Below are 24,422 nucleotides of genomic sequence, written 5' to 3'. Positions count from 1 at the left end.
TAATATTCGTTTTAAAATTACTTCAAATAATCAAATTTTTTAATTATTTTGCCTTTACTTCCATTTAATATTTTTTATTATGTATCATTAACAAGTAAAAAATCTAGATTAGGCATATACCCATGATAGCTCAAAATGCGTGATTTCAGTTAGAATTAAACAGGATTTAGGTATGGCATTAATTGAAGATAATGGTTGTTCCCTTATCCAAATTTCGCTGAGACGGCGCTTCTGAGCAAGCCCATTTCATCGTTGTATTGATTTATGCATCGGCACGCTCTGAATTGGGATAGCTCTGAAACATGCATTTTGAAGTAGCTTGGTTATATACCCAAACCACTTCAAGATGCAGGATTCAGTTGGAATTAGAAATGCTTTAGGCAAGGCATTGATTGAAGAACATGGTTATTCCCTTTTCAAAATCAATAACGCTGCATAAAGTATTTATAAACCAACCTTACAGGGACTTCTGAGCAAATAATGCTCGTTGTTGCCTGCATGGATGTAGGTACTAGAGCAATGCAGGAGCATATTGCCGGTCCATCTTTTTTTAAGGGAGTAACCATTAATGCAAAGATGCGCCTAGATCATGAATTGCTCAGCAGTCCTGAACCTCACATCTTGAAGTGGCTTGGGTATATAAGACTAATTTAACTTAAAAGCTTTATGTTAAGCACACTAAAACTGAATAAAAAATTTTAATGGACTCTACTCTTAATCTTTACTATATGTTTTATCTTCTATTTCTGTAATGATTTTTTGAACTATTTTAACACGACCTGATTTAACCAAGGCATCACGTAATATATATTCGATTTGTGCATTGGCACTTCTTAACTCATCATCTGCCCACCTTTGTACTGCGGCTAAAACATCAGGGCTAATTCGTAAAGGATAGCTTTTTTTACTCGCCAAAATTTAAACCTTTAATTATATTAAAACATTAATAAATAGAACCAGCGTTTACAACGGGTTGTGTATTTCTTTCACTACATAATACAACAAGTAAATTACTCACCATAGCTGCTTTACGTTCTTCATCGAGTTCAACGATATCTCGTTGTGATAATTGTGTCAGTGCCATATCCACCATGCCAACAGCACCATCTACAATTTTTTGTCTAGCTGCGATAATAGCCGATGCTTGCTGGCGTTGTAACATGGCACTTGCGATCTCCGGTGCATATGCTAAATGGCTGATACGTGCTTCATGAATTTTAACGCCAGCTTTGTTCAGCCTATCTTGTATTTCAAATTTTAATGCTTGTGAAACAACTTCTGGATCACTTCTTAATGCAGTCTCATGACCTTCCTGTTGATCGTATGGGTAACGACTCGACATATTTCTTAGTGCCGCTTCACTTTGAATGTTTACAAACATCACGTAATCATCAACTTCAAACGTGGCATCGTACGTATCTTTTACTGACCAAACAACAACAGTGGCTATTTCAATTGGATTTCCATGGGCATCGTTAACTTTAATACGACTACTCTCAAAATTACGCAATCTAAGTGATATATTTTTCCTGATGAAAAATGGTACAGTCCAACGTAATCCAGACGATTTAACCGTACCAACGTAACTGCCAAATAGCATTAATACACGCCCCTGATTTGGTTGGACCATAAACAAACCTAATAAACATGCGACATCAATACCTAATAACAATAACCAAGCTGGATTGCTAGGTACACTAAATAAAGCACAAAGTGCAATTATCAAAATTACCAAAACTGCAATATAACCATTCATTGATAATCCATTTTTTTCTTTCATCTTATACTTCCTTAAAACTAAAGTGATATCATTTTGATATCACTTTAGTTGAGTTTATTAACAATATCAATATCAATATCAAAAAGTAAGTAATTATGTTTCTATAGTGGCGTGTTATAAATTATTTCGTTAATAAATACTGTAAAACCAGCATCTACAAGCACCTTTAATAATCACAATTTATTAAAGCTTTAAAGATATTTCAAAGCGATTTTGAGTAAGAGTTGGCATATTTTTTCTTATATTATCAAGCTCTAACTGTTTAAAATCAGCTGTAATAATCCCCTCACCTTGAGCTAAACAACAAAGTACTTCACCCCAAGGACTTATTATCATGCTATGACCCCAAGTTTCACGGCCATTTTCATGTATGCCTTCTTGTGCCGGTGCTATAATATAAACTTGATTTTCTATTGCGCGCGCTTGCAATAGAGCCTGCCAATGAACTCTACCTGTAACGCGCGTAAATGCGCTGGGCACAGTGATAATATCTGCACTTTTCATACGTAAAGCTTGATACAAGGAAGGAAATCTTATATCAAAACAAACTGATAAACCGATATTAACTTCAGAAGTTTTGATGACACTAATTGACTTCCCTGCTTGGGTATAACGAGACTCTAGATAACTTTTTTCATTGTCATCAACCGCAACATCAAAAAGGTGAATCTTGTCATATGATCCTAATATTTCCCCTTTTGGTGAAAATACATAACTAGAATTAAAAAATTTATGACCACATTTCGCCAATAAAGGAATGGTGCCGGCGACCAAAGTAAGTTGATATTTTTTAGCTAGTCCAGCAAGGCTTTGGGTTAAGTATTCTTTACTATTATCTTGCTGTGCGAGTTTCAGTTGCTGTGTTTCTTTACCACCAAAAAATAAACAACATTCAGGTAAAACAACAAGATGTTTATCTTGTCTATTTAAGTTAACTAACGAGGTTAATTGAAGTTCAATTGATTTTAAATTTTCTTTAACATTAGGTGCTGAACACATTTGTATCGCTGAGAGTTTCAGCATAAGTCTGCCTATTTATTTAAATTATATATATCTGAGTTTAAATTATTACAGTAATACACAACAGATTAAAACTTCTCTAATGTATAATTTATGTTTTTATGTACGCAAATTTCGCTTAAAAGCTATACTCAAAAGGTGTGTTTTTTGATAACAGAGGTGAGGCATGTTTTTAAAACACAGAAAAAATGGCGATATGATAGATGTGAATGAATTGACTGATTTAACTAATTTGTTCCATAAAAAAGTAACCGGTCGATATCAAGCTGGTGAAGAATTACAAGATCCTGAAGAATTTAATAAAATGGATTTAGTCTTTTTATCTGGCGAAGAGCTTCCCCGCTGTTGGACAGATCCTAACTATCGTAAATAATAAATATTTATCATAACAGAACTTGCATTAAATATAATTAATTCCTCTCAACAGAACAGTTGGAGGAATTAATTTTCACCGATTTTTCTATGTGTACCTTTTAATTTAAAACCACAAGAAATTGTTTTATAAAGAAATTTTATTTGTTATTAAATAGACCACTCCTCCGTCCCCTTACAACAACACAACTCAATTGATAATGATTTTTATTTACGGTTTAGTTTTTTACCTTTACTCTATTGATTGATTATTCAACAAGCAACCAGTCAACTTTAATTTTAACTTTTCAATAATGGGATGAAACAATATGAAAACATGTAACCTAAGTTTGATTACAGCTTCAATTTTATTTGCCACATTGAGTATGGCAAAAAATAAAACTGATGAAAATATCGAAAAAATAGATGTGCAAGGTACTTATATTGAAGGTTATGCTGCTAACGAAGTTGGTGGTGCTTCTCGATTAGATTTATCTATTATTGAAATTCCACAATCAGTATCTGTGATCACCAGCGCACAAATGCAAGACTTCCAATTAAAAGATATAAATGCAGCACTTGATTCTGCAACGGGTGTTAATGTTGAAAGAATAGAAACAGACCGTACGTATTATACCGCCCGCGGTTTTGATATTACTAACTTTCAAATAGATGGTGTCGGTTTACCACTTACATCTGATAATAACCACGCAGATGAAGATACTGCAATTTATGAGCGAATTGAAGTAATTCGTGGTGCAAATGGTTTAATGACAGGTGTTGGTAACCCATCAGCAACTATTAATTTTATCCGTAAACGCCCTACTTTAGACACTCGATTAAGTGTTAATGCCACTGTAGGCTCTTGGAATAACCAACGCATAGAGTTAGATGCATCTACACAATTAACAGATAGTGTAAGTGCACGATTTGTTGCTGTAAAACAGAAAAAAGATTCTTACTTAGATAGATACCAGCAAGATAAGAGCATAGCTTATGCGTTTATTGGTACTGATTTATCTGATAATACTTATTTTTCTATCAGTCACACCTTTATCAATAACGATGCAACGGGTAATAACTGGGGCGCATTACCTCTTTATTATACTGATGGCAGCCCTACAAATTATGACGTTTCAACTAATACGTCAGCAGATTGGTCTCACTGGAAAGTAACTAAAAAGAATACTGTATTAGAACTTAGTCATTATTTTAATGATGATTGGCGATTACGTGCTACATATTCTCGAAAAACAACAGATGAAGATACCGAGTTATTTTATGTTTACGGCACACCCGATAAAACAACTGGGTTAGGCCTTACAGGCTATGGTAGTGAATATGATTTAGATGATAAACATGATTTATTTGATGTCTACATTAGTGGTGATTTTGAGTTATTTGATCGTGAGCATCAGTTAGTAACAGGTATCAATTATGCAAAAACAAGCTATGTCGACTCATCATTATATGACTACACAACTGGCAATGGTTTTCCTGCAATGCCTGATTTAAATGATTGGGATGGCAATGCAACTAAACCAACTTTTAATGATGGTAAAAATGGTAGCGACGTCGTCGCTAAGCAAAAAGCAGCTTACTTTACTGCTCGTTTTAATATACTAGATGACTTGCATATGATCACAGGGGGTCGTTTTAACGATTGGCATGTTGAAGGCGAAGCATATAGTGAAGTACAAGATGCATCAGATAAAGAATTTATTCCTTATTTAGGTGCTGTATATGAAATAACACCTCAACTAATAGCATATAGCAGCTATACAGAAACTTTCTTATCACAAAAAGAACTCGACATTAATAATGATATTCTTAAACCTGTCACTGGTAAAAGTAAAGAAATTGGCTTTAAAAGTGAATTTTTTGACAGCCAGTTAATTACTTCATTTGCTTATTTTGATATCGAACAAGTAAACTTAGCTAAATTAGACCCGTTAACAGCTGATAAACCAAGAGATCAGCATAGATATATCAATTCAGACGGAATTAGCAGTAATGGCTTTGAAATTGAATTTGCTGGTGAGCTATACCCAAGTTTACAAGTCAGTATAGGTTTAACCGATTTTAACATCTCTGGTGATGATCAAGTTCGTGGTTATACACCTAGACGTTTATTAAAAATGGCAGCGATTTACCAAGTTGAATCAATTCCTGGTTTAAGTGTCGGCATGAATATGCGTTGGCAAGATGATATTTCACGTGTTCAAGGCATTGTAGCTGAAGGGCTTGAAAACGCAGGTCAAAAAATCGCAACTTATCAAGATGCTTACAGTATTATTACCTTAATGGCTAAATATGATATTAACAAAAAGGTATCTGTTTCTGTTAATGCTAACAATGTAACTGATGAAAAATATATTAATAGCTTATATTGGGCACAAGGTTATTATGGTGCGCCTGTAAACTACACTGCTATATTAAGCTGGCAGCTATAACTAATTCCACAGACTTTGGATTTTCTCCTTCAGAGTTAACATCAAGTGATACAATGTTTTGCTATCACTTTTTTATTTTGTAAGTGGTATAGCTAATGAGAAAAAAACTCTTTAAATGGCATTCATATCTAGCCTTACTTGCTATGCTTCCTTTAATTATCATTTGCATTACTGGCAGTGTTTTAGTTTTTAAAGTAGAAATCGATACCTTACTTATGCCTGATAGAATGCAAGTAGAGGTTTTACCACACTCGCCTCGTTTATCTTTAGATACACTCATTCATAATATTAAAAAACAATTTCCAAATTATGAAGTCGGCACTTGGGAGATCTTTAACGAGATTGAAAATAATCAATCTCGTTCAGATACAGCCTATATTATTCGCCATAACGATAACATTTGGAAAAAAATATATTTAAACCAATATACAGGAGTAATTTTATCAGAACCTGTTGATTTAGATCACGATTTAACTGACTGGTTACTCGACTTACATTATCAATTATTACTGGCAACAAAAGGTGCGTTTGTTGGTTTTATTATTGCGCTTATTTTTTTATTTTTAGTCATTAGCGGTATTATTCTTCGTCGCCATTTTTGGCTGAAGCTTTTTACTTTACGTTTACATAAAGCCAGACATATATTCTTTAGTGACTTACATAAAATGATTGGTATCACGTCTTCTCCAGTTTTGTTAATACTGGCATTGACGGGAGCTTATTGGAACGCATCAGTTGTTATTCATGAAGTGTCTGAACATATAATTGAAGAGCCCGTCATAATAAATACACTATTTCATAATCAATCACTTTCAATTGAGCAACTTAGAGCTCTTAGCGCACAAGCCATTAATTCATTTACAGCAACTTATTTAGTGTTACCATACGAACCCAATATGAATATTACTTTTTATGGTGTGGTAGAAAGTCACAACCCATTACATAGTGAATATGCTAATTTGATCTCGTTTGATAAACACACAGGAAAACTTATACACGCGCAAGATATTCGCAAAACTGATGGTTTAACAGTGACATTAGATAGTTTTCGTAAACTGCACTTTGGTTATTTTGCAGGGCTTACAAGTAAAATAATATGGTGTATTTTAGGGCTTAGCCCTGTATTTCTATCCTTCACTGGATTTTATTTATATTGGCAGCGAAGTCGCCGTAATAGTATGGCTAAACAAAATCGTAAGGACTCCAGATTTAACAGAGAGTAGCGGAAATCTCGACGGCTTGTCTCAGTCTGTAGTATCCATTACATGAAACTCCAAAGAAATTCTCATTATGTTTTCAAGTTAATGTATCACTTTGTGTGGATATTTAAGTATCGACGTATCGACGTAAAATTTTTCTGAGACTTATCGTGAAGCGATGAAAGTTATAATTCACAAAATTGGTTACGATTACGACATAGATATAATTGAATTAAAAATACCAAAAGACCATATTAAGATGGTCGTAATAAGTTACCTAAAAATGTCACCAAGTCAGATCATTCAGGTGATAAAAAGAAGTTCACGCAAGTCAATTGGAACTCTTTTAAACTCGGTTGCTTGCGGCCGAGATTTTTATCTAAGAGGATGCCTAATGTTTATCAGCAATATCACCTAAATTTGTAACAGAGCGTGCGAGACCGTGGTTAACAATTCGTCATCTACGATGGCCGATTTTAATACATTATGTCTAAAATAGATATTTGGAGCAACTATAATGACATTTAAAATCACAACAAAAGAAATTTTTAATGCAGTAGCACATATTCAATCTGACGCTTTTTATGATCTAAATAGAGTACAAAAAACACCATTAATATATTCACATAAACTGTCATTACTTGGCAAAGCAAATGTTTTTCTCAAATGCGAAAACTTACAAACTACTGGCAGCTTTAAGTTAAGAGGGGCGACTAACGCTGTACTTAACTTAGACCCTAACGAAAAAAAACGTGGCATTGTTACAGCTAGCTCTGGTAATCATGGTGCCGCGCTGGCGTATGCAGCAAAAGCTTTAGGTGTTCCCAGTACTATTTTTGTACCAGAAGAAATTAATTCTGTAAAAGAGAATAAAATAGCCTCTCTCGGTGCAAAGTTAGTCAAAGTTGATGGCTTATCCGATTTAGCTGAACAAGAGGCTTTAAGTTATGCACAAAACAAAGGCTTAAAGTATATCAGCCCATATAACAACTATGATGTCATTGTTGGCCAAGCTTCAATGGGGTTAGAAATTACTGAGTCGCTTCCCAAAATAGATGCCGCTTTTATAAGTGTAGGTGGGGGGGGACTTGTCAGTGGTGTAGGCTCTGTCTTAAAGCATAACTCTACTAGTAAGGTTATAGGGTGTTGGCCAGCTGTCGCCTGTTCAATGCTAAAATGCATGCAAGCTGGAAAGGTTATTGAGGTTGAGGAACAAACAACTTTATCTGATGGTACTGCAGGTGCAGTTGAGCCGGGTTCTATTACCCTACCACTCTGTCAAGAAGTTATAAATTCTACCGAAACTGTATCAGAGTCAGAAATAGCGCTTGCTATGCAATATATTTACGATGAATTTGGTATGGTAATAGAGGGGTCTGCAGGTGTTGCTGTCGCCGCTTTTATAAAATCAAAGAAACTATATGAGAATAAAAATTTAGTCATAATTTTATGCGGTAAAAATATTCCAGATGAAAAATTTCGCAATGTGTTACAACAGCACCCTAGTAATATATAAGGTAAAGTGGTATGAAAATTTTTAATAAAACGCAAATATTGAATGCTCTTCCACCTGTAAATGATCTGCTAAATATTATTGAAAGTGGTTTTATTTCATATAGTAATAAAAAATGTTTAATCCCTCCGGTTGGGTACTTGCCACTTCCAAATGGTGAAATACATATCAAGTATGGTATGGAAGAAAACGCTGGTTTTGCAGTAATCAAAATTGCAGCGGGTAGTTATAAAAATAGTGCACTTGGTTTGCCCTCTTCGAGTGGTTTAAATTTGATCTATGATACCAAAACAGGATTTCCTGTCTCACTACTATATGATGAGGGTCTACTTACCGATGTTAGAACTGCTATTGCAGGGGCATTGGTCGCTCATAATTTATCTTTAAAGCCTGATAAATTTTCAATTATTGGCAGTGGAGGTCAAGCTTACTTTCAAGCTTTATATACTTGTAAAACACTTTGTTTAAATCAAGTTCATGTTTATGGAAGAAGCGATGATACAATCAAAATACTTATGAAAAAATTAGAACCTCATAAAATTGATGTTATTCCACATACCAGTATAAAAAAAGCCTGTCAAAACGCAGACTTGATAACAACAGTAACACCATCAAAAGAACCTTTAATATTTAAATCATGGCTTAAGCCAAACGTACATATAAACGCTTTTGGCAGTGATGCAGAAGGTAAACGGGAGCTCTCTTTAGATCTTTTAGCAGAAGCTGATTTATTATTGTGCGACAGTATAGAGCAATGTCTTACACAAGGTGAATTACAATATTTAAATGAAATTAAAGAACACCAGCAGCCTGTTGAACTGGGAGATTACTTTAGTAAAGAGCTAAAGCCTGAAGAGGGGCTCAGTATCTGTGATTTTACCGGTGTCGCTATTCAAGATATTAAAATTTCTGAGGCGGTATATAAAAATTTGATTTAATTGGTATAAAAACAAGATTTAAGAGTAATATAAAATAAATGGCCTTTTGGCTAAATCCTAAAGTATGCGGTTCTATCTTTGGGATTTTTATGACGTTTGATGGCTATTTATTGACAATATTTTGCCTATGCAATGCCAGTTTAACCACTTTAATGAGTAATTTTGCTATTCTTTTGTTTGCCTCGCTAACACAACAGCTATACAACAGTATTCTGGTTTGAAATACGCTGATAACAATCGTGATACTGCTTAGTTAGCTGAGATGTTAAGATTAGATATTTTGCCGGATGGTTACATTTATCCAAAGAAATAAAGAACTGTACGAGATTTGATGCGCAAAAGAAAACACGTATGCCTGCTTGATTGAAGTTTATTAATTGCCTTCTATTGTTAGTAATTAAAGCCTAAACCTTCTTGTAGTTTGAGTATAAGACTAAAAGCTATAGTTAACCGTTAAATAAATAGACAGTGGTTCACCAACAAAATAACGGTGCTGACCAAAACCAAAATCAGCTCTTTCTGCATATTCTTCATTTGTTAAATTAGTAATACGAGCATTAATAGACAATTGATTTGCTATTTCCATTCCCGCTCTCAAGTTTAATAAATTATGACCACGATAATCAGCAGTATTCTCTGGGTTTAAATAATAATTACCTTGATGTACCCATTCTAATTCAAGAAACTTTTGATTATCTGAACGCCAGCCTACTTGCATACTTCCCATATGTTCAGGGGCCGTATCAATTTCATTATTCTGAATATTAACTCTACTTAACGTCAAGCTTGTGGCGTATTTATGTTTAGCTAATGTCCCGTTAAAAGATGCGTAAAAGTCACTCCATTGATAATGTACCGCTAGCTCTATACCTTGGTGAGAAGTTTCACCATGACTGATATTTTGTCGGTTAGTGTCTTGAAAAATCAAATTGTTTTTTTGCATAGCGAATGCCGTCAAATCATAAAATAAATGATAGATTTCACCTCTGATTCCAAGCTCTACCGAATTGATTTTTTCTGCGTCTAGCTCTGCGATTTTTTGACCTGCTTGTAATCGAAAAAGTTCGGTTACTTGAGGTGGGCGGTAACCTTTTGAATAATTTACATACAACCTTTGCTCTTGGCTCAACACATAGTTAGCATTTAGCTGATAAGACCATTCATCAAAGTTAACTTCTTGATCTGCCGGACGACTAAATCGGCAATTTTCAACTTCAATGGCGCAAGCGCTGCCAACACTTAGTTTATTTTGATAATCATACGTTGTATTTTCATATCTAAGACCAGCAGTTAGCTGTATTCTATCATTGGCTGTTACTTCATAATCATAGTGTTGGCCTACTGGAATCGTTGTTGAAAAATCCTTTAATTGGGTTTCAGTCAATTGACCTTCTGAATGATCCAAATCAAATCCACTGATTAAAGTGATAGCCCCGTAGTTTTTTTCAAATTGAGATTGAAACCCTACGCTTTGATGGTTATTTTCTTCAAGTGGCTACCAAGGCAGAAAGTGCTGTAAAAACTGCATATCAGTCCAGCGAAAATAGGGGGTAATACTAAATAAAGTGGTATAGTTTTGGGTATACTTCACTTGACTGTAAGCGCGAATAGATTGACTATTTCGGAAAGCTTCTGGATTAGGATTTTTCTTTTTTAACGCTAAATCTTTAAACGTTTCATAACCTTTGATGAATCCTGCCGTCTCTTGATTTAAGTTAGTCGCTGCCAATACGTTTTTAACATTCCATTTAACTATCTGGTATTGGTGAATAACATTTATTTTTTGTTGATCGAATCCACTTTCATCTTTATACCCTCCATCGTGCGTAACATTACCATAAACAAGTAAAGCATTTTTATCATAAGGTTTAGCAAAACTAAACATGCCGCGAGAATAATCGTGAGGCCCAATACTCAAGGAGATATTTGATATATGCTCATCAAAAGGATTAGGTGTTAATACATTTAATACCCCATGAACTGCATTTGAACCATATAAGGTACTCCCTGGGCCACGTAATAGTTCAATGCGCTGTACTTGTTCAGTATTAGCATCAAATAATTGGTTTGCATTACAAAAGCCAGATGCTCGTAATGAAATACCATCTTGAGCAATAAAAAAGGCACCACAGCCTCCTGCTCCTGTTAAGACTGGAGAACGAATAGCCGTTAAGTGCTCTTGTCCGTTACCTCGGCTTATCCAACCCCCTGGTTAGGGCAATTGCATTAAAATATTTGCAGCATTTTAAGCAAGTAATCGTTATCCCAACCTGATATCTGCTGCTTTATTTTAATGCCCACTTTGTGATCAGTTTATGAAAATATTTCTTAAACCAGTTTCGTTTCATTTTTGCAAATGTTTCAATGGCAACCCAGCTATCGCACCACAGATAACAGCACAGAGCGTAATAAAAAATATGTCATCCAATATATGTAATTGCTTCCTTTGTATGCGTGGATCGGTAATGTCTTTGAAATGTTCGATAAGTGTAGGCTTCCGTTTGGTCATTTTACTTTGCTTAAAGCGAAGTAATAGATAAAATTAGGTGGTTGTGTCAAGTTAATTTTAATGCAATCGCTCTACAGTTTACCCACTTTAATGACTAATTTTGTTAAAAACATAACAGCATAGTGTCTGTTATTTAAAACAGTGATGAAGATGACGGTATATACCTATTAAATAGCTAAATAAAAATAATATAGCTGAATGGGATATAGTTTAGATTTTAGCCAACGTGTTTTGGCTTACAAATAAAAAAATGAGCTCACTTTTGAAAAAACAAGTGAGTATTTAAATGTTAGCCTCAGAACACTATTTCGTTGGACTAATAACATTACACCTTGTATTAATCGGCAAAAACCTGCAACAAAAGTGGATATGCAAGCTTTAGAAAAAGATGTGTAATCTCATCCAGATGATTATCAATGGGAGGAAGCTAAAAGTTTAGGAGTTTGCTAATCTGCTATTTATTAACGCTTTCACTTTTTTAAGTCGTTATGTCTAATAGCCTAGATCATTAACCCACCTTTGTCATTGTCTGTATGACGCATATGGTGATGCTCTGATATCACAATAGTGTCTTCTTTATTATGTGCGATACTAATCGTTGTTGTTATAATTACAATGCAAGCAAGCACGATATGTAATAATGTTGTATTTATTTTAGTCATATGTTCATCCCTTTTATGAATTTTATTATAATTGATAATTATTCTCAATTAAATGGAGTATCTAAATTCAGTTCACAAAGAACATATTTTGGCAGGAAGCCATGATTCTTTAGATAAAAAGAACTCTGTAAACGTTAAAAAGTACAGTTAAACAGTATGATCATTGACAGTCTAGTAACTATCGCCCCTTGATATTGGGCTGCGATGATCAACCTAATTACTTGCTACATTGCTCATATCGGTGACGGTTGATATGAATTCTCAAAAAAGCCTTAATGGGCTTTTTTTGTCTGAAATAAAATTAATCTCATGATATGTGTATCGATAAATGAACCTCCACCCTGTATAATGACTGTTGTGAAGGTTAACCCGATTAGTTATATACCCATGATCAATGAAGTTATTTGATTTATACCTAAATGAGGATCATGATGTTCGTTTTTATATTTCTGGTTTTATTAAATGACTTCATCTCCATGACTTTAGTTAAAAATAACCAACAGTGTTCCTAATAAGTTTGATGAGATAAAGTAAGCAGATTTTATTGAAAAATATGCTTAGTTAAAAGCACAAGTTTTTGATGAGCCAATATTGTTTATGGATGCGATGCTCCCAAGTCAAGCCACAAAAGTAAGTTGCGAAAAAAAAGGATTAAAATCACAGATAGTAGAATACGACTAAACCTTATTATCTGATAAATAAGTCTTATCCGAGGAAAATTTTATTATCGGAGGAGGTTGCTTGATGTCCAGAAAATCCCTTATAGAAACAGTATTTGAACATAACATTCATGTATTATTTGTCGCCAAACTGGGCGAGCATAAACACATGTTAAAAATAAAGAAATGTTCAAGCACCATATTTCTAATCAAACACTGATTAATTTGCTCATTATTAGCTAGGGGCTGCTGATCTTTCAGGGTTAAGTTTTAGTATTATAGTCGCGGCGAGTAGTGTGTAGCCTAGTCATTCTAAGCAAATACTACTCAACAAAGAATAAAAAGCTTTTAGCCAAATCCTTCGGACAGCGATCAACATCCCCTAAAATAATGTATATAATTCTAAAGAGAAGCATATTTCTAACCAAACTTAGTTATCTAATAGATATACATGGCAATGATTTTCTAACAGTTAGTGTCATAAACATCATATTTCTAACCAATAACAGTAAAAAATGGCATATAAAATAGTGAACTTGAGTACAAGATCATTATTTCTAACCAATGAAAGTTTGGCTTTTACTTGTTTTGGTTAGAAATAGTGATCCGATAGTGAAATCAAACATCATGCTTCTAACCAACACTCACATATTTAAGCTACTTTTTATACGATCTTAATTACAAGCAGGATATTTCTAAGTAAAAAGATTATTCAAGCAGCAAATTTCTCACTAAAAGTTAGAAGCTGTTACTTTTTTAAATAAATATTAAATCTGTATTTCTGACTAAAATAACTTTAAAAAAGAGATCAAAAATAAAAATTAATTGTGAACAGCTGTTAAATATTATCATTAAATTTGTTTGGTTTTATAAATTAATCACTCAATATGCTGTGAATAACTCATATTAATAGTCAGAAATACTGTTTTTATTAATTAGAACAACTGATCTTTTAGTTAGATCTTTTGATCATAAAAATTTTATTTAGTCAGAAATAACGTATTTAATAGTTAGAAATATTGATCTCATTGTGTTTAAAATCATAAAATACTGTGGATAGATCTAATAATAATATTTCTTTAGTCAGAAATACTGTTCTATAATAGTCAGAGATATGTATTTACTTGGTTAGTTATATTGATCTCATTGAAGATCACAATGGTCAGAAATTATGATCTATTAGTCAGAAATATTGGTATTAATAGTCAGATAAATATACTTACTTGGTTAGATATATGCATCTTTAAAAAAATAAAATACTTAAAATACATCTACTTAAATTCATCTACCTAACCAAGTCCAAAACCTATTTTTAAACTATTAATTATACTTTTGTAACCTTACCAAAAAGAAATTCCTTAGATTACCTTTTCATTAAAAAAATTAAGATCAAAAAAGATCTCAATTTCTAACCAAAGCTAAGTTGCATGCTATGAATATAAAATTTATGATCCCAGTCACTTAATGATCATTTATTAATAAGAAAAGAGAACATCTAATGCTAGCAACAACACCTGATTTCAAAGTTGATCCTAAAGAAGCTTTGAGGTTACGCTTATTTGAAGTATTAGATGGAGATAAATATGATCTGAGTTTAGAAAGGAAATACTCAAACTCAATAACGAGTATAGATTTAATCCCTAGATTTTACAGAGGATATGGTGCAATTAAGCCAGTAGCTGATCTTGCATCAAATACAGTTTCAATTTCAAATAACTTCTCAATTCAAGGTAAAAATTATACCTGCCGCGTTCAGCCAGCAGTGATCCAAAGGTTAGATCGAAAAACAAAACAAAAAATAGAGTTTTATGCTCTACCTTCCGACGCTGAAGAATTAATTGAAAAAGTCATTTTTTTAATAGCATCAACAAATGGTCTAGAAAGAAAGTCTATTGGTGGTATTACCCGTTACGGTACAAGCTTTAGCCTTTATGAAATTAAAAAATATCTTCAATTAATGGGTAAAACAAAAAGTTATGAACAAATTCGCGAGTCATTAACTATAATAAGAGATTCAAAAACACGTATCAGCCAAATAGATCAAAATAATTCTAAACGCAGAGCCGAAATAACACATGATGTATGGTCAGATGCTGTATTAGAGTTAGAGGGTAATGGTAGAGGGAGAGATCGCTGTTACATTGGTTTCAGTGACTTTGTCGTACAAGAAATATCTAACCTTAGCTATAGACAAATTTTATTTAGTCGTTTGACCTGTTATGGCTCTACGTTCTCACGATATTTAGATCTCTATTTATCAAGCATGTGGACATCAGCCACAATTGATAGAAAAGAGCCAATCAGCTTATTGCGTATAATGGAGTCTTTTGGCAAACCACAGGTATCAATCATAACTAAACGCAGAGATATGCGTGCAGCATTATTAGATTTACTTGAAAAAAATGTTATCAAAACGTTACCATCACCTATTAAAAAACGCATTAATGATGAAGAATTTGATTATCTATATTATCTAGAACCAACGGATCATTTTGTTGAAGAGATGATCATTTCAAATGGTAAACTTAAAGGTTTAAAGAGTTTATCTAAAAAGATTACTAATGACGAAATTAATCAACTGCCAGATAAAGTAGGACGTGTTTACAGTGATTTTATTTGCCCTGATTCGAATGTGATTTGATCAATACCCTACTAAATATTAACAAGTCAATGATATAATAAAAACATAAGCTATTTATGCTTTTTATTATATACCCAAGCCACTTCAAGATATGAGGTTCAGGACTGCTGAGCAATTCATGAGCTAGGCGCATCTTTGCATTAATGGTTACTGGAACAACGAGCATGATTTGCTCAGAAGTCCCTGTAAGGTTGGTTTATAAATACTTTATGCAGCGTTATTGATTTTGAAAAGGGAATAACCATGTTCTTCAATCAATGCATTGCCTAAAGCATTTCTAATTCCAACTGAATCCTGCATCTTGAAGTGCTTTGGGTATATATACAATGTATATCATTTACTTCTTTAAAGATAATGTTCCTTTAATACGCTTTTGTTGTATTGATTTACTTTTATTAGAATCATTATTTCTTTTCGGGTGAGATGTTTTATCTTTATTAAAAAGCTTTTTATTATCATTTTTATGTGAATTGTTAAATGATTTTTTTTGATGTCGCTTATTAAGATCAATTGAATGCTCTTCGGTCTTTCCTGAGTCCTTGACGGAACCATTTATTTGTTGCATTTCAGATTCAGTTAAGTAACGCCACTTTCCAACAGCTAGGCCTTTTAATGTCACATTCATGATACGAGTACGTTGTAATGTAATCACTTCATAACCTAAATACTCACACATACGGCGGATCTGACGGTTTAACCCTTGCGTAAGTATCATTGAAAATGAATCTTTATCAATTTTTTTAACAGTACATTTTTTTGTAACCGTACCAAGAATAGGAATGCCATTAGACATTTTTTGTACAAAGGTGTTGTTAAGAGGCTTGTCTACTTTAACCACATATTCTTTGTCATGATTATTTCCTGCTCTTAAAATTTTATTAACGATATCACCTTCATTGGTTAAAAATATTAAACCTTCCGAAGGTCTATCTAATCGTCCAATTGGGAATATACGCTCAGGATAATTAATCGCACGAATTATATTGCTTTGAATTTTTCGTTCAGTTGTACAAGTAACACCAACTGGTTTGTTATACGCAATATATACAGCTTTAGGTTTTTCTTTTAAAGGTCGATCATTTACTTTTACTACGTCACCTTCACAAACTTGCGTTCCGACTTCTGCTTTAAAACCATTAATAGTTACCTTGCCACTTTCAATATATTTGTCAGCTTCTCGGCGAGAACAAAAGCCGGTTTCACTGATAAATTTGTTGAGACGTTTGGTATCTGTCATAGGTGTTCCAATAAATAAAAGTCAAAGTTCGGCGCTATTGTAAACGAGCTAAGCGAATCGACCAATAATTAAAATTATTAAATTAAAAAAAGTGTATACCCATGATATCTCAAAATGCTATGAAACATGTATTTTGAAGTAACATGGGTATATTAGCGTTTAAACTTAGTTTCTAATAAAACAGAAGAGTTTGTGCGCTCTACTCCATCTAAATTGCCAATATCATCAAGAATACGACTTAATTGCTCTAAAGACTGTGCTTGCACAATTGCAATCAGATCATGCTCTCCACTAATAGCATATAATTCACTAATTTGACTGATCTGTTTAAGCTCTAAATTTGTTTTTGTCGTTAATTTTTGTTTTACTTTAATAGATACATGAGCTGATACTAAATTTTGTGAAAACTCACTACCATATTGCACAACATACCCCTTTATAACACCATTACTTTCAAGTTTTGAGATACGACTTTGTACAGTAGAGCGTGATAAACTAAGTGCTCTAGCTAAGTCTGAAACACTTGTTCTGGCGTTTGTTCTTAGTATAGAAAGTAGCTTTTCATCTTGTTTACTTATCATTTTGCTAACTTATTTGGTTAAAATGTGATTTTTATCGGTTAATTTTAACAAATTAACACTGCACTTTAAAATTAATTATAAACATAATGGATAAATCATAATAATTATTGGTTATCTTAGATTCATATAAGTAAAGTGAACTAAATTTTTAATCATATTTAATCTGAAAATGAAAGGTTTTAAAATGCAAGTAACAAGAGATATATTTAATGACGTAATGGTGCCTAACTATGCTCCATCTGATGTGATCCCTGTTAAAGGTGAGGGCTCACGTGTTTGGGATCAAAATGGTAAAGAGTTTATTGATTTTGCTGGTGGTATTGCAGTTAACTGTTTAGGTCATTGTCACCCTAATCTTGTTAATGCTTTAAAAGAGCAAGGCGAAAAAATTTGGCATTTATCAAATGTAATGACTAATGAACCAGCGTTACGTTTAGCTAAAAAACTTGTCGATGCAACATTTGCTGAAAAAGTATATTTTGCAAACTCTGGTGCAGAGGCAAATGAAGCTGCATTAAAATTAGCACGACGTGTTGCCCTTGATAATTATGGTGCAGAAAAAAGCCAAATCATAGCATTTAATAAAGCATTCCATGGACGTACTTTCTTTACTGTTACTGTTGGTGGTCAAGCTGCATACTCTGATGGCTTTGGCCCTAAGCCTGGTGATATTGATCACGTTGATTATAATGACTTAGCAGCATTTGAGGCGATGATCTCTGATAAAACCTGTGCAGTTATGATTGAACCTTTACAAGGCGAAGGCGGTATTATTTCTCCAACAAATGAATTTATGCAAGGTGTTCGTGATTTATGTACAAAACACAATGCTGTACTTATTTTTGATGAAGTACAAACAGGTGTAGGTCGTACTGGTGACTTATATGCATACGAAGGTCTAGGTATAACACCTGATATTTTAACTACTGCTAAAGCATTAGGTGGTGGTTTCCCAATTGCAGCTATGTTAACAAGTACTGATATTGCTAAGCATTTAAAAATTGGTACTCATGGTTCTACATATGGCGGTAACGCATTAGCCTGTGCTGTTGCAGAAGCGGCTTTCGATACTGTAAATACTAATGAAGTACTTGCCGGAGTTAAAGAGCGTGAGCAATTATTCCGTGAAGGTTTTTCAGCAATTAACGCTAAGTACAATGTATTTAGTGAAGTTCGTGGTAAGGGTCTTCTTTTAGGTGCTGTATTAACCGAAGATTACGCTGGTCGCGCTAAAGATTTCTTAGTTGCATCAGCTGAAAATGGTCTGATGAGCTTAGTTGCTGGTGCGAATGTTATTCGTTTCACTCCTTCATTAGTGATCCCACTTGAAGATATAAAAGAAGGTTTAAATCGCTTTGAAAAAGCGGTTGCACAAGTAGTTAAAGGCTAATCACTTTTTAATTAATTAAACAGGCTAAATATTGAGCCTGTTTTGATGTCTATAAAAGGTATGAGTAACTTACTATGCAAGTAATTAGACCTATCAAAAAATCGGATTTTGCAGCACTTAAGCAAATTGCCATTGAATCAGGCCATGGTTTCACATCATTACCCGTTAATGATGAACAGTTATCAGATAAAATACAAAGAGCAGAACTTAGTTTTAATAAGTCAGTGTCATCACCTGGTGATGAAGGCTATCTCTTTGTTTTAGAAAATACACAAACAGGTGAAATTCTTGGTACCACAGCAATTGAAGCAGCGGTTGGCATGAATGTACCTTTATACCATTATCATAAAAGTAAATCGGTTCATCACTCTAAAGCTTTAGGTGTTTATAACACAGTTGAAGTACTTACCATGTGTAATGATTACACAGGTGCCAGTGAAATTTGTACATTGTTTTTAAGAGAAGCATATAGAAAAGGTTTGGCTGGAAGACTTCTATCTCGTGTGCGCTTCTTATTTATGGCTGAACATCCCACGAGATTTGCTGATACTGTTATTGCTGAAATGCGAGGTGTATCTGACGAACATGGGCACTCTCCTTTTTGGGAATGGCTACAAGAGCACTTCTTTAGCATAGACTTCCCTGAGGCAGATCATTTAATAGGCATCGGCAGCAAAGGTTTTATCTCTGAATTGATGCCCAAACACCCTATTTATGCCAATTTACTCAGCAAAAAAGCACAGTCGGTTATTGGTCAAGTTCATGAAAAAACGAAACCCGCATTGCGTCTACTCGTAAAAGAAGGTTTTGAACACCGTGGTTATGTAGATTTATTTGATGCTGGACCTACTGTAGAGTCAAAACTGAGTAAAATCAGATCAGTAAAAGAGAGCATAAATAGCAAAGTAATAATTTCAGATGATATTGCTAATGAAACTGTTTTTGCTATTTGTAATACAAGTATTGTTGACTTTAGAGCGACATTCACACCACAAGTTAAATATATAAAAGAAAAAGGTATTACAGTTATTTCATCCGAAGTTGCCAAAGCACTTAATGTAAGTGAAGGCGATTCAATTAGATTTATCAACTTAACTTAAGGATGCACATATGAGCTTCAAAGTACAACTTATAAATGGTCAGTGGATTAATGGCACTGGACCTAGCTTTTCATCAGTTAACCCTTCAAATGGTGAAGCAATTTGGCAAGGTGCAGGTGCATCTGCAGAACAAGTAAATAATGCGGTAAAAGCTGCGCGAACTGCTTTTTATTCTTGGTCAGATCTAGCGCTAAGTGTAAGAATCGAAATCTTTAATAAATTTGCTCAGTTATTGAAAGATAACAGTGAAACGATGGCAACCGTAATAGCTAAAGAAACGGGTAAACCTATTTGGGAAACCAAAACTGAAGTCGGCACTATGGCTGGTAAAATTGCTATATCAATTAAAGCCCACGAAGAACGCACTGGTACCACAGAGAACCCTATGCCCGGCGCAAAAGCATTTATTCGTCATAAACCTCATGGTGTTGTTGCAGTATTTGGCCCTTATAATTTCCCTGGTCATTTACCAAATGGTCATATCGTACCTGCATTACTAGCGGGCAATACAGTTGTATATAAACCGTCAGAATTAACACCTATGGTTGCTGAATATACCTTGCAATTATGGCAACAAGCTGGTTTACCTGATGGTGTAATAAACTTAGTTCAAGGTGAGCTTGAAACAGGTAAAGCACTTGCCTCTCATAATGATATAGATGGCTTATTCTTCACTGGTAGTTCAAATACAGGTCATTTGTTGCATAAGCAATTTTCTGGTAATCCAGGAAAAATTTTAGCGTTAGAGATGGGCGGTAATAACCCACTTATCGTAAAAAATGTATCAGATATAAACTCTGCCGTTCATGATATTTTACAATCAGCTTTTGTAACCTCTGGTCAACGATGTACCTGTTCACGCCGTTTGTTTATTGAACAAAGTGCTAATGGTGATGCTATCTTAGCAAAACTTATTGAAGCGACTAAAAATATATTAGTGGGTGATTCTTTTGCTGAACCACAGCCATTTATGGGCGCAATGATCTCTGAAGTTGCAGCTTTAGGAATGGTTAAGGCACAAGCTGAAATACAAGCGATTGGTGGTGAATCTTTAATTGAGCTTAAGCATTTACAAGCCGGAACTGGCTTTGTTTCTCCTGGTATTATTGATGTAACCAATGCGCAACCTTTGCCAGATGAAGAGCATTTCGGTCCATTACTAAAAGTGTATAGGTATACAGATTTTGATGCTGCAATTAATGAAGGTAATAATACTTCATTTGGGTTATCAGCAGGATTACTTGCTGATGAACAAGCTGATTACGATCATTTCTTTAAGCGCATACGCGCGGGTATCGTAAATTGGAATAAACCTATCACCGGTGCTTCAAGTGCTGCACCTTTTGGTGGTATAGGTGCCAGCGGTAACCATAGGGCTAGTGCTTTTTATGCTGCTGATTATTGTGCCTACCCTGTTGCATCTGTTGAAGCTGAAAAAGTGACAATGCCAGCAACGTTAGCACCTGGTTTATCAGTTTAATATCTAATGCCAGTAAAATGGTTTAAATTTAATTAATATCACAAGTAATTAGGAAGTCTGAGACATTGGCTTCCTATTGATTAAGATTTAGGAATTAACATGCACACTACTAATGTAGACACACTTTTTGCAAATTTATGGGCTGACTATTTAGCAGTGACACCATCAGCAAAAAAAGTTCATGAATTATTAGGCTCTACTCAACAAGATGATGTGATCAATGATCATATTGCACTTCGTACTTTTAATATTGAAAAAGTGGCTTTAGAAAAATTAGCGGCACATTTTAAAGCTGTTGGCTATACAGAGTGCGGTGAATATCATTTTGAAGCAAAAAATCTATACGCAAAACACTTTGAGCACACAGATCCAACAAAACCAAAAGTATTTATATCTGAACTTTTAGTTGAAAAATTCTCTGATGAGTTACAAAAAGTCATTCATGATATTGTAGATCAAGTAGATGAATCATCAGTAACAGCAGAAAACTTTATTTATTCTGGTACGCATTGGTCAATTGATTCAGAAACTTACAAAATGTTATTAAAAGAAAGTGAATACGCCGCTTGGACTGCTGCATGGGGTTACCGTGCAAACCACTTTACAGTAAGTATTAATTATTTAGCTGGGTTTGAGACAATTGAAGCTGTAAACCAAAAGCTAATTGATGCTAACTTTGAAATGAATACGACTGGTGGTTTAGTTAAAGGTTCTCCAGAAGTTTTGCTTGAGCAATCATCTACGCTTGCTGATAACTTTCATGTTAAATTCAGCGATTGTGAAATGTTGATCCCTAGTTGTTTCTATGAGTTTGCCCTACGTTACAATAAACCTGATGGAGAAATCTACACGGGTTTTGTTGCTGCATCTGCAGATAAGATCTTTGAAAGCACAAATGTTAGATAGCATTGCAATAAAATAAACTTGGATTTATTCAAGCCTAAAACGCCAGAAGATTCTGGCGTTATATTATTTTAATCCGCTAATATTTTTGTAAAATTGCTAGTTTTGCTTTATATAGCTTTTCCTGTTTTGCTTCATGCGTTTTTTCTAAGGCAATTTCCATAAATTTTTTGGAAGCGCTATTTTTTCTCAGTTTATGCAGTGCTTTTGCTGTACCAGCATAGCCATGATGTAAATAAGGCGCAATTTCTATCACTTTTTTATAGTACTTTATCGCTTGATAATATTGCTGATTATTATAATTTTCATCCGCTAAAGTTAACCACCTGAAGGGGCTTGGATCTTTTGCACTATCAATCTTTTCTTGAATTAGCTCTGCTTCTAGAAACTTATTTTTCTTTAATAATAAAAGGCGGTAATTGGTCAATAAATTTAAATTATCTTTACTAAATTTTAAACCTTGCAGATATACTTCTTCTGATAAATCATAACGGTTAAGATTTCTATATATTACAGCGAGCAAATTAATTGCACTTAAGCTTTGTGGCGCAAATTTTAATGATTCGATTACTAACCATCCTGCTTTGTTAAACTGATTTTTAAGCAATGCCTTTGCGGCTAAATTTCGATAATACATTGAGATAAATTGATTATAAGATGCGATACCACTTGACCAGTTATTTCTACTTGGAAAATAATCAACAATGATACCTGGTTTATAGAAGTAAACCATCTTGTCATACTCTACAAACGTAGGATCATAAAGTTTTGTTCTAACATGATTTGAAATAAGTTGGAAGTTTGATTCTTTCAAATATACAGGGGCGGTAGTTACTTCGCTATAACCAAATTTTATATTGGCTAATTTAGCATAAGCAGTTGTTAAAATGGCTAAGGAAATACAATTACCTGCATTATTATTAATGGTTTCTTGAGCTGTATAAGTTTCCCCATAATAATTAAATGCATGCAGGTTATTTTCTATATAATTATAAACACGTTTATGAGGAGGTATATCTGAGTGGTTCTGCGCATTATAATACTCAAAAAATTGTACCTGATCTTTTTTACTGAGAGTAAATATCGAATTGCTTGGAATTATTTGAGGCTTGTCCCCAAAAACACTGGAATCTATTACATCTAAAATATTAGAAATTTCATTTTTTGCAGTGGTTTGAGGTGTTGTTTTACATCCTACCAATAAAGTACATAATATAAAAACAAGCAGTATTAAATTAAATTTAGTGTATTGTAAGATAAGACATTCCTTTCTTATGATATAAAATATCAACATATAATTAATTATTTACATCTGTCAACATATAAAGTTTAATATTACAATTAGTTAACATTATTTTTTGTAGTTCGTTAGAGCTTTGTAAATCAGGAATTAAATTCTCGGTTAAATTAGTTTGTTATCTGGCTTTATCATTTTTGCATAGAAGCAGTGATAAATTTAACGTTAGATGTACCTCAAAAATGAAGTACATCTAAAGTCATATCAATCAACTCATTTGTAGCCATTTTACAAATTGTCTAGCATGACTTTTTGTATCGAACTGAGTGTATTTTTGACCTTGGCTGTCAGCAAAGATAACACGTAAATTGTTAATTGAGATTGTCTGCACTGGATGTGCAATTTGGATCTCAGACCCATTATATGTATAAGACATAATAAAACTCACTTTTTTTGTTTGTCTTAAGAGTGAAAGTTGAATTTACACTAATAAAAACAAATTTTAGTTACAGCTTCATTACAGTTTTGACGAGCAGTCGATGTTTATTGGTTTTATTTATAGTCAATAAAATTGGATTCTATATAAAAGTTCTAAGCTATAGAGCTTTTATAGATTTTTCGCCGTACGATAATTTAGCTTATTCTTTTTAAAATGCAGGCTTACTGGATCAAGGCAAGAAAAGGCATTACTACTAGTTAGTAAATAATAGAGGAGGTTCACTAACTAGAATGGGAATATATATTAATAAAGAGTGAAATGCAAATTTTT

General features: G+C 33.7%; 24 protein-coding genes. 12 read left to right on the top strand and 12 right to left on the bottom strand.

From position 1 onward, the window contains the following. The first annotated feature begins 480 nt into the window (after nt 1–480). Nucleotides 481–654 (top strand): hypothetical protein, encoded by a 174-nt coding sequence (locus tag CJF42_RS27115; protein WP_170940428.1) that lies wholly within the window; start codon nt 481–483, stop codon nt 652–654. A gap of 60 nt (nt 655–714) precedes the next feature. Here CJF42_RS27115 and CJF42_RS01255 read toward each other — a convergent pair whose 3' ends face one another. From CJF42_RS01255 to CJF42_RS01245, 3 genes are all read right to left on the bottom strand, one after another. Further along, nucleotides 715–915, bottom strand: a complete 201-nt coding sequence (locus tag CJF42_RS01255; RefSeq protein WP_095364923.1) for a type II toxin-antitoxin system antitoxin — start codon at nt 913–915, stop codon at nt 715–717. Nucleotides 916–943: 28 nt separating this feature from the next. Next, nucleotides 944–1,780, bottom strand: a complete 837-nt coding sequence (locus CJF42_RS01250; protein ID WP_095364922.1) for an SPFH domain-containing protein — start codon at nt 1,778–1,780, stop codon at nt 944–946. Nucleotides 1,781–1,963: 183 nt separating this feature from the next. Further along, nucleotides 1,964–2,803, bottom strand: a complete 840-nt coding sequence (locus CJF42_RS01245) for a carbon-nitrogen hydrolase family protein (RefSeq protein ID WP_095364921.1) — start codon at nt 2,801–2,803, stop codon at nt 1,964–1,966. 163 nt (nt 2,804–2,966) lie between these two features. On the opposite strand from CJF42_RS01245, the gene CJF42_RS01240 reads away from it, so the two are divergent. The 6 genes from CJF42_RS01240 (at nt 2,967) to CJF42_RS01215 (ending at nt 9,254) form a co-directional block, all read left to right on the top strand. After that, on the top strand, nt 2,967–3,173 hold the full coding sequence (locus CJF42_RS01240) for an acetyltransferase (protein WP_095364920.1): 207 nt from the start codon (nt 2,967–2,969) through the stop codon (nt 3,171–3,173). Nucleotides 3,174–3,480: 307 nt separating this feature from the next. Continuing rightward, a complete protein-coding gene (locus CJF42_RS01235) occupies nt 3,481–5,604 on the top strand; it encodes a TonB-dependent siderophore receptor (protein ID WP_095364919.1) in 2,124 nt (707 codons plus the stop codon). A gap of 95 nt (nt 5,605–5,699) precedes the next feature. After that, a complete protein-coding gene (locus tag CJF42_RS01230) occupies nt 5,700–6,827 on the top strand; it encodes a PepSY-associated TM helix domain-containing protein (protein WP_095364918.1) in 1,128 nt (375 codons plus the stop codon). 154 nt (nt 6,828–6,981) lie between these two features. Beyond that, nucleotides 6,982–7,221: a transposase gene (locus tag CJF42_RS29200; RefSeq protein ID WP_141235452.1), complete on the top strand. Its 240-nt coding sequence runs from the start codon at nt 6,982–6,984 to the stop codon at nt 7,219–7,221. Between the two features lie 99 nt (nt 7,222–7,320). Continuing rightward, nucleotides 7,321–8,319 carry a threonine/serine dehydratase gene (locus tag CJF42_RS01220; protein WP_095364917.1) on the top strand — a complete coding sequence of 333 codons (999 nt, stop codon included), beginning with the start codon at nt 7,321–7,323 and terminating at the stop codon, nt 8,317–8,319. Nucleotides 8,320–8,330: 11 nt separating this feature from the next. Further along, on the top strand, nt 8,331–9,254 hold the full coding sequence (locus tag CJF42_RS01215; protein ID WP_095364916.1) for an ornithine cyclodeaminase family protein: 924 nt from the start codon (nt 8,331–8,333) through the stop codon (nt 9,252–9,254). 433 nt (nt 9,255–9,687) lie between these two features. Here the strand turns inward: CJF42_RS01215 and CJF42_RS28345 are convergent, their stop codons facing one another. The 4 genes from CJF42_RS28345 to CJF42_RS27110 all read right to left on the bottom strand — a co-directional run bounded on the left by CJF42_RS28345 (nt 9,688) and on the right by CJF42_RS27110 (nt 12,425). After that, nucleotides 9,688–10,659: a TonB-dependent receptor gene (locus tag CJF42_RS28345; protein ID WP_252097495.1), complete on the bottom strand. Its 972-nt coding sequence runs from the start codon at nt 10,657–10,659 to the stop codon at nt 9,688–9,690. Between the two features lie 90 nt (nt 10,660–10,749). After that, on the bottom strand, nt 10,750–11,370 hold the full coding sequence (locus CJF42_RS29460) for a TonB-dependent receptor plug domain-containing protein (RefSeq protein WP_502694768.1): 621 nt from the start codon (nt 11,368–11,370) through the stop codon (nt 10,750–10,752). A 228-nt stretch (nt 11,371–11,598) separates the two neighbouring features. Beyond that, entirely contained in the window at nt 11,599–11,763 is a 165-nt protein-coding gene (locus CJF42_RS29195; protein ID WP_095364915.1) for a transposase family protein, read from the bottom strand. Between the two features lie 500 nt (nt 11,764–12,263). After that, a complete protein-coding gene (locus CJF42_RS27110) occupies nt 12,264–12,425 on the bottom strand; it encodes a hypothetical protein (RefSeq protein ID WP_170940427.1) in 162 nt (53 codons plus the stop codon). A 2,157-nt stretch (nt 12,426–14,582) separates the two neighbouring features. Between CJF42_RS27110 and CJF42_RS01195 the strand changes: the two genes are divergently transcribed. Beyond that, on the top strand, nt 14,583–15,725 hold the full coding sequence (locus tag CJF42_RS01195; protein ID WP_095364914.1) for a hypothetical protein: 1,143 nt from the start codon (nt 14,583–14,585) through the stop codon (nt 15,723–15,725). Here the strand turns inward: CJF42_RS01195 and CJF42_RS26560 are convergent. From CJF42_RS26560 to CJF42_RS01185, 3 genes are all read right to left on the bottom strand, one after another. Next, nucleotides 15,697–15,891 carry a hypothetical protein gene (locus CJF42_RS26560; RefSeq protein ID WP_141235450.1) on the bottom strand — a complete coding sequence of 65 codons (195 nt, stop codon included), beginning with the start codon at nt 15,889–15,891 and terminating at the stop codon, nt 15,697–15,699. The two genes, CJF42_RS01195 and CJF42_RS26560, sit on opposite strands and share 29 nt — an antisense overlap. A gap of 171 nt (nt 15,892–16,062) precedes the next feature. Continuing rightward, nucleotides 16,063–16,962: a 23S rRNA pseudouridine(2604) synthase RluF gene (gene rluF / locus CJF42_RS01190; RefSeq protein ID WP_095364913.1), complete on the bottom strand. Its 900-nt coding sequence runs from the start codon at nt 16,960–16,962 to the stop codon at nt 16,063–16,065. 152 nt (nt 16,963–17,114) lie between these two features. Further along, on the bottom strand, nt 17,115–17,543 hold the full coding sequence (locus tag CJF42_RS01185; RefSeq protein WP_095364912.1) for an Lrp/AsnC family transcriptional regulator: 429 nt from the start codon (nt 17,541–17,543) through the stop codon (nt 17,115–17,117). A 184-nt stretch (nt 17,544–17,727) separates the two neighbouring features. On the opposite strand from CJF42_RS01185, the gene CJF42_RS01180 reads away from it, so the two are divergent. The 4 genes from CJF42_RS01180 (at nt 17,728) to CJF42_RS01165 (ending at nt 22,419) form a co-directional block, all read left to right on the top strand. Further along, nucleotides 17,728–18,933 carry an aspartate aminotransferase family protein gene (locus CJF42_RS01180; protein WP_095365001.1) on the top strand — a complete coding sequence of 402 codons (1,206 nt, stop codon included), beginning with the start codon at nt 17,728–17,730 and terminating at the stop codon, nt 18,931–18,933. Between the two features lie 74 nt (nt 18,934–19,007). After that, nucleotides 19,008–20,033: an arginine N-succinyltransferase gene (gene astA / locus CJF42_RS01175; protein ID WP_095364911.1), complete on the top strand. Its 1,026-nt coding sequence runs from the start codon at nt 19,008–19,010 to the stop codon at nt 20,031–20,033. A 10-nt stretch (nt 20,034–20,043) separates the two neighbouring features. Continuing rightward, nucleotides 20,044–21,513 carry a succinylglutamate-semialdehyde dehydrogenase gene (gene astD, locus CJF42_RS01170; RefSeq protein ID WP_095364910.1) on the top strand — a complete coding sequence of 490 codons (1,470 nt, stop codon included), beginning with the start codon at nt 20,044–20,046 and terminating at the stop codon, nt 21,511–21,513. A 99-nt stretch (nt 21,514–21,612) separates the two neighbouring features. Then, nucleotides 21,613–22,419, top strand: a complete 807-nt coding sequence (locus CJF42_RS01165) for a DUF1338 domain-containing protein (protein ID WP_095364909.1) — start codon at nt 21,613–21,615, stop codon at nt 22,417–22,419. 76 nt (nt 22,420–22,495) lie between these two features. Here the strand turns inward: CJF42_RS01165 and CJF42_RS01160 are convergent, their stop codons facing one another. Together CJF42_RS01160 and CJF42_RS27105 are read right to left on the bottom strand one after the other, a co-directional pair. After that, on the bottom strand, nt 22,496–23,617 hold the full coding sequence (locus CJF42_RS01160) for a tetratricopeptide repeat protein (RefSeq protein ID WP_170940426.1): 1,122 nt from the start codon (nt 23,615–23,617) through the stop codon (nt 22,496–22,498). 304 nt (nt 23,618–23,921) lie between these two features. Then, entirely contained in the window at nt 23,922–24,089 is a 168-nt protein-coding gene (locus CJF42_RS27105; protein ID WP_170940425.1) for a hypothetical protein, read from the bottom strand. Between the last annotated feature and the right edge of the window lie 333 nt (nt 24,090–24,422).

It is taken from the genome of Pseudoalteromonas sp. NBT06-2, from assembly GCF_002276045.1.
Lineage (GTDB): Bacteria > Pseudomonadota > Gammaproteobacteria > Enterobacterales > Alteromonadaceae > Pseudoalteromonas.
The sequence above is the reverse complement of the archived record's forward strand: the minus strand, read 5'-3'. Positions and strand labels throughout refer to the sequence as shown.

Excerpts from the sequence above, each read along its gene's own strand:
- CJF42_RS01165 (WP_095364909.1), top strand. The coding sequence starts at position 21,613 with ATGCACACTACTAATGTAGACACACTTTTTGCAAATTTATGGGCTGAC.
- CJF42_RS01180 (WP_095365001.1), top strand. The coding sequence starts at position 17,728 with ATGCAAGTAACAAGAGATATATTTAATGACGTAATGGTGCCTAACTAT.
- astD (WP_095364910.1), top strand. The coding sequence starts at position 20,044 with ATGAGCTTCAAAGTACAACTTATAAATGGTCAGTGGATTAATGGCACT.
- CJF42_RS01250 (WP_095364922.1), bottom strand. The coding sequence starts at position 1,780 with ATGAAAGAAAAAAATGGATTATCAATGAATGGTTATATTGCAGTTTTG.
- CJF42_RS01240 (WP_095364920.1), top strand. The coding sequence starts at position 2,967 with ATGTTTTTAAAACACAGAAAAAATGGCGATATGATAGATGTGAATGAA.
- CJF42_RS26560 (WP_141235450.1), bottom strand. The coding sequence starts at position 15,891 with ATGCTCGTTGTTCCAGTAACCATTAATGCAAAGATGCGCCTAGCTCAT.
- CJF42_RS01230 (WP_095364918.1), top strand. The coding sequence starts at position 5,700 with ATGAGAAAAAAACTCTTTAAATGGCATTCATATCTAGCCTTACTTGCT.
- CJF42_RS01220 (WP_095364917.1), top strand. The coding sequence starts at position 7,321 with ATGACATTTAAAATCACAACAAAAGAAATTTTTAATGCAGTAGCACAT.
- CJF42_RS27115 (WP_170940428.1), top strand. The coding sequence starts at position 481 with ATGCTCGTTGTTGCCTGCATGGATGTAGGTACTAGAGCAATGCAGGAG.
- CJF42_RS27105 (WP_170940425.1), bottom strand. The coding sequence starts at position 24,089 with ATGTCTTATACATATAATGGGTCTGAGATCCAAATTGCACATCCAGTG.
- CJF42_RS01185 (WP_095364912.1), bottom strand. The coding sequence starts at position 17,543 with ATGATAAGTAAACAAGATGAAAAGCTACTTTCTATACTAAGAACAAAC.
- CJF42_RS01235 (WP_095364919.1), top strand. The coding sequence starts at position 3,481 with ATGAAAACATGTAACCTAAGTTTGATTACAGCTTCAATTTTATTTGCC.
- astA (WP_095364911.1), top strand. The coding sequence starts at position 19,008 with ATGCAAGTAATTAGACCTATCAAAAAATCGGATTTTGCAGCACTTAAG.
- CJF42_RS29200 (WP_141235452.1), top strand. The coding sequence starts at position 6,982 with ATGAAAGTTATAATTCACAAAATTGGTTACGATTACGACATAGATATA.
- CJF42_RS27110 (WP_170940427.1), bottom strand. The coding sequence starts at position 12,425 with ATGACTAAAATAAATACAACATTATTACATATCGTGCTTGCTTGCATT.
- CJF42_RS01195 (WP_095364914.1), top strand. The coding sequence starts at position 14,583 with ATGCTAGCAACAACACCTGATTTCAAAGTTGATCCTAAAGAAGCTTTG.
- rluF (WP_095364913.1), bottom strand. The coding sequence starts at position 16,962 with ATGACAGATACCAAACGTCTCAACAAATTTATCAGTGAAACCGGCTTT.
- CJF42_RS01245 (WP_095364921.1), bottom strand. The coding sequence starts at position 2,803 with ATGCTGAAACTCTCAGCGATACAAATGTGTTCAGCACCTAATGTTAAA.
- CJF42_RS01215 (WP_095364916.1), top strand. The coding sequence starts at position 8,331 with ATGAAAATTTTTAATAAAACGCAAATATTGAATGCTCTTCCACCTGTA.
- CJF42_RS29195 (WP_095364915.1), bottom strand. The coding sequence starts at position 11,763 with ATGACCAAACGGAAGCCTACACTTATCGAACATTTCAAAGACATTACC.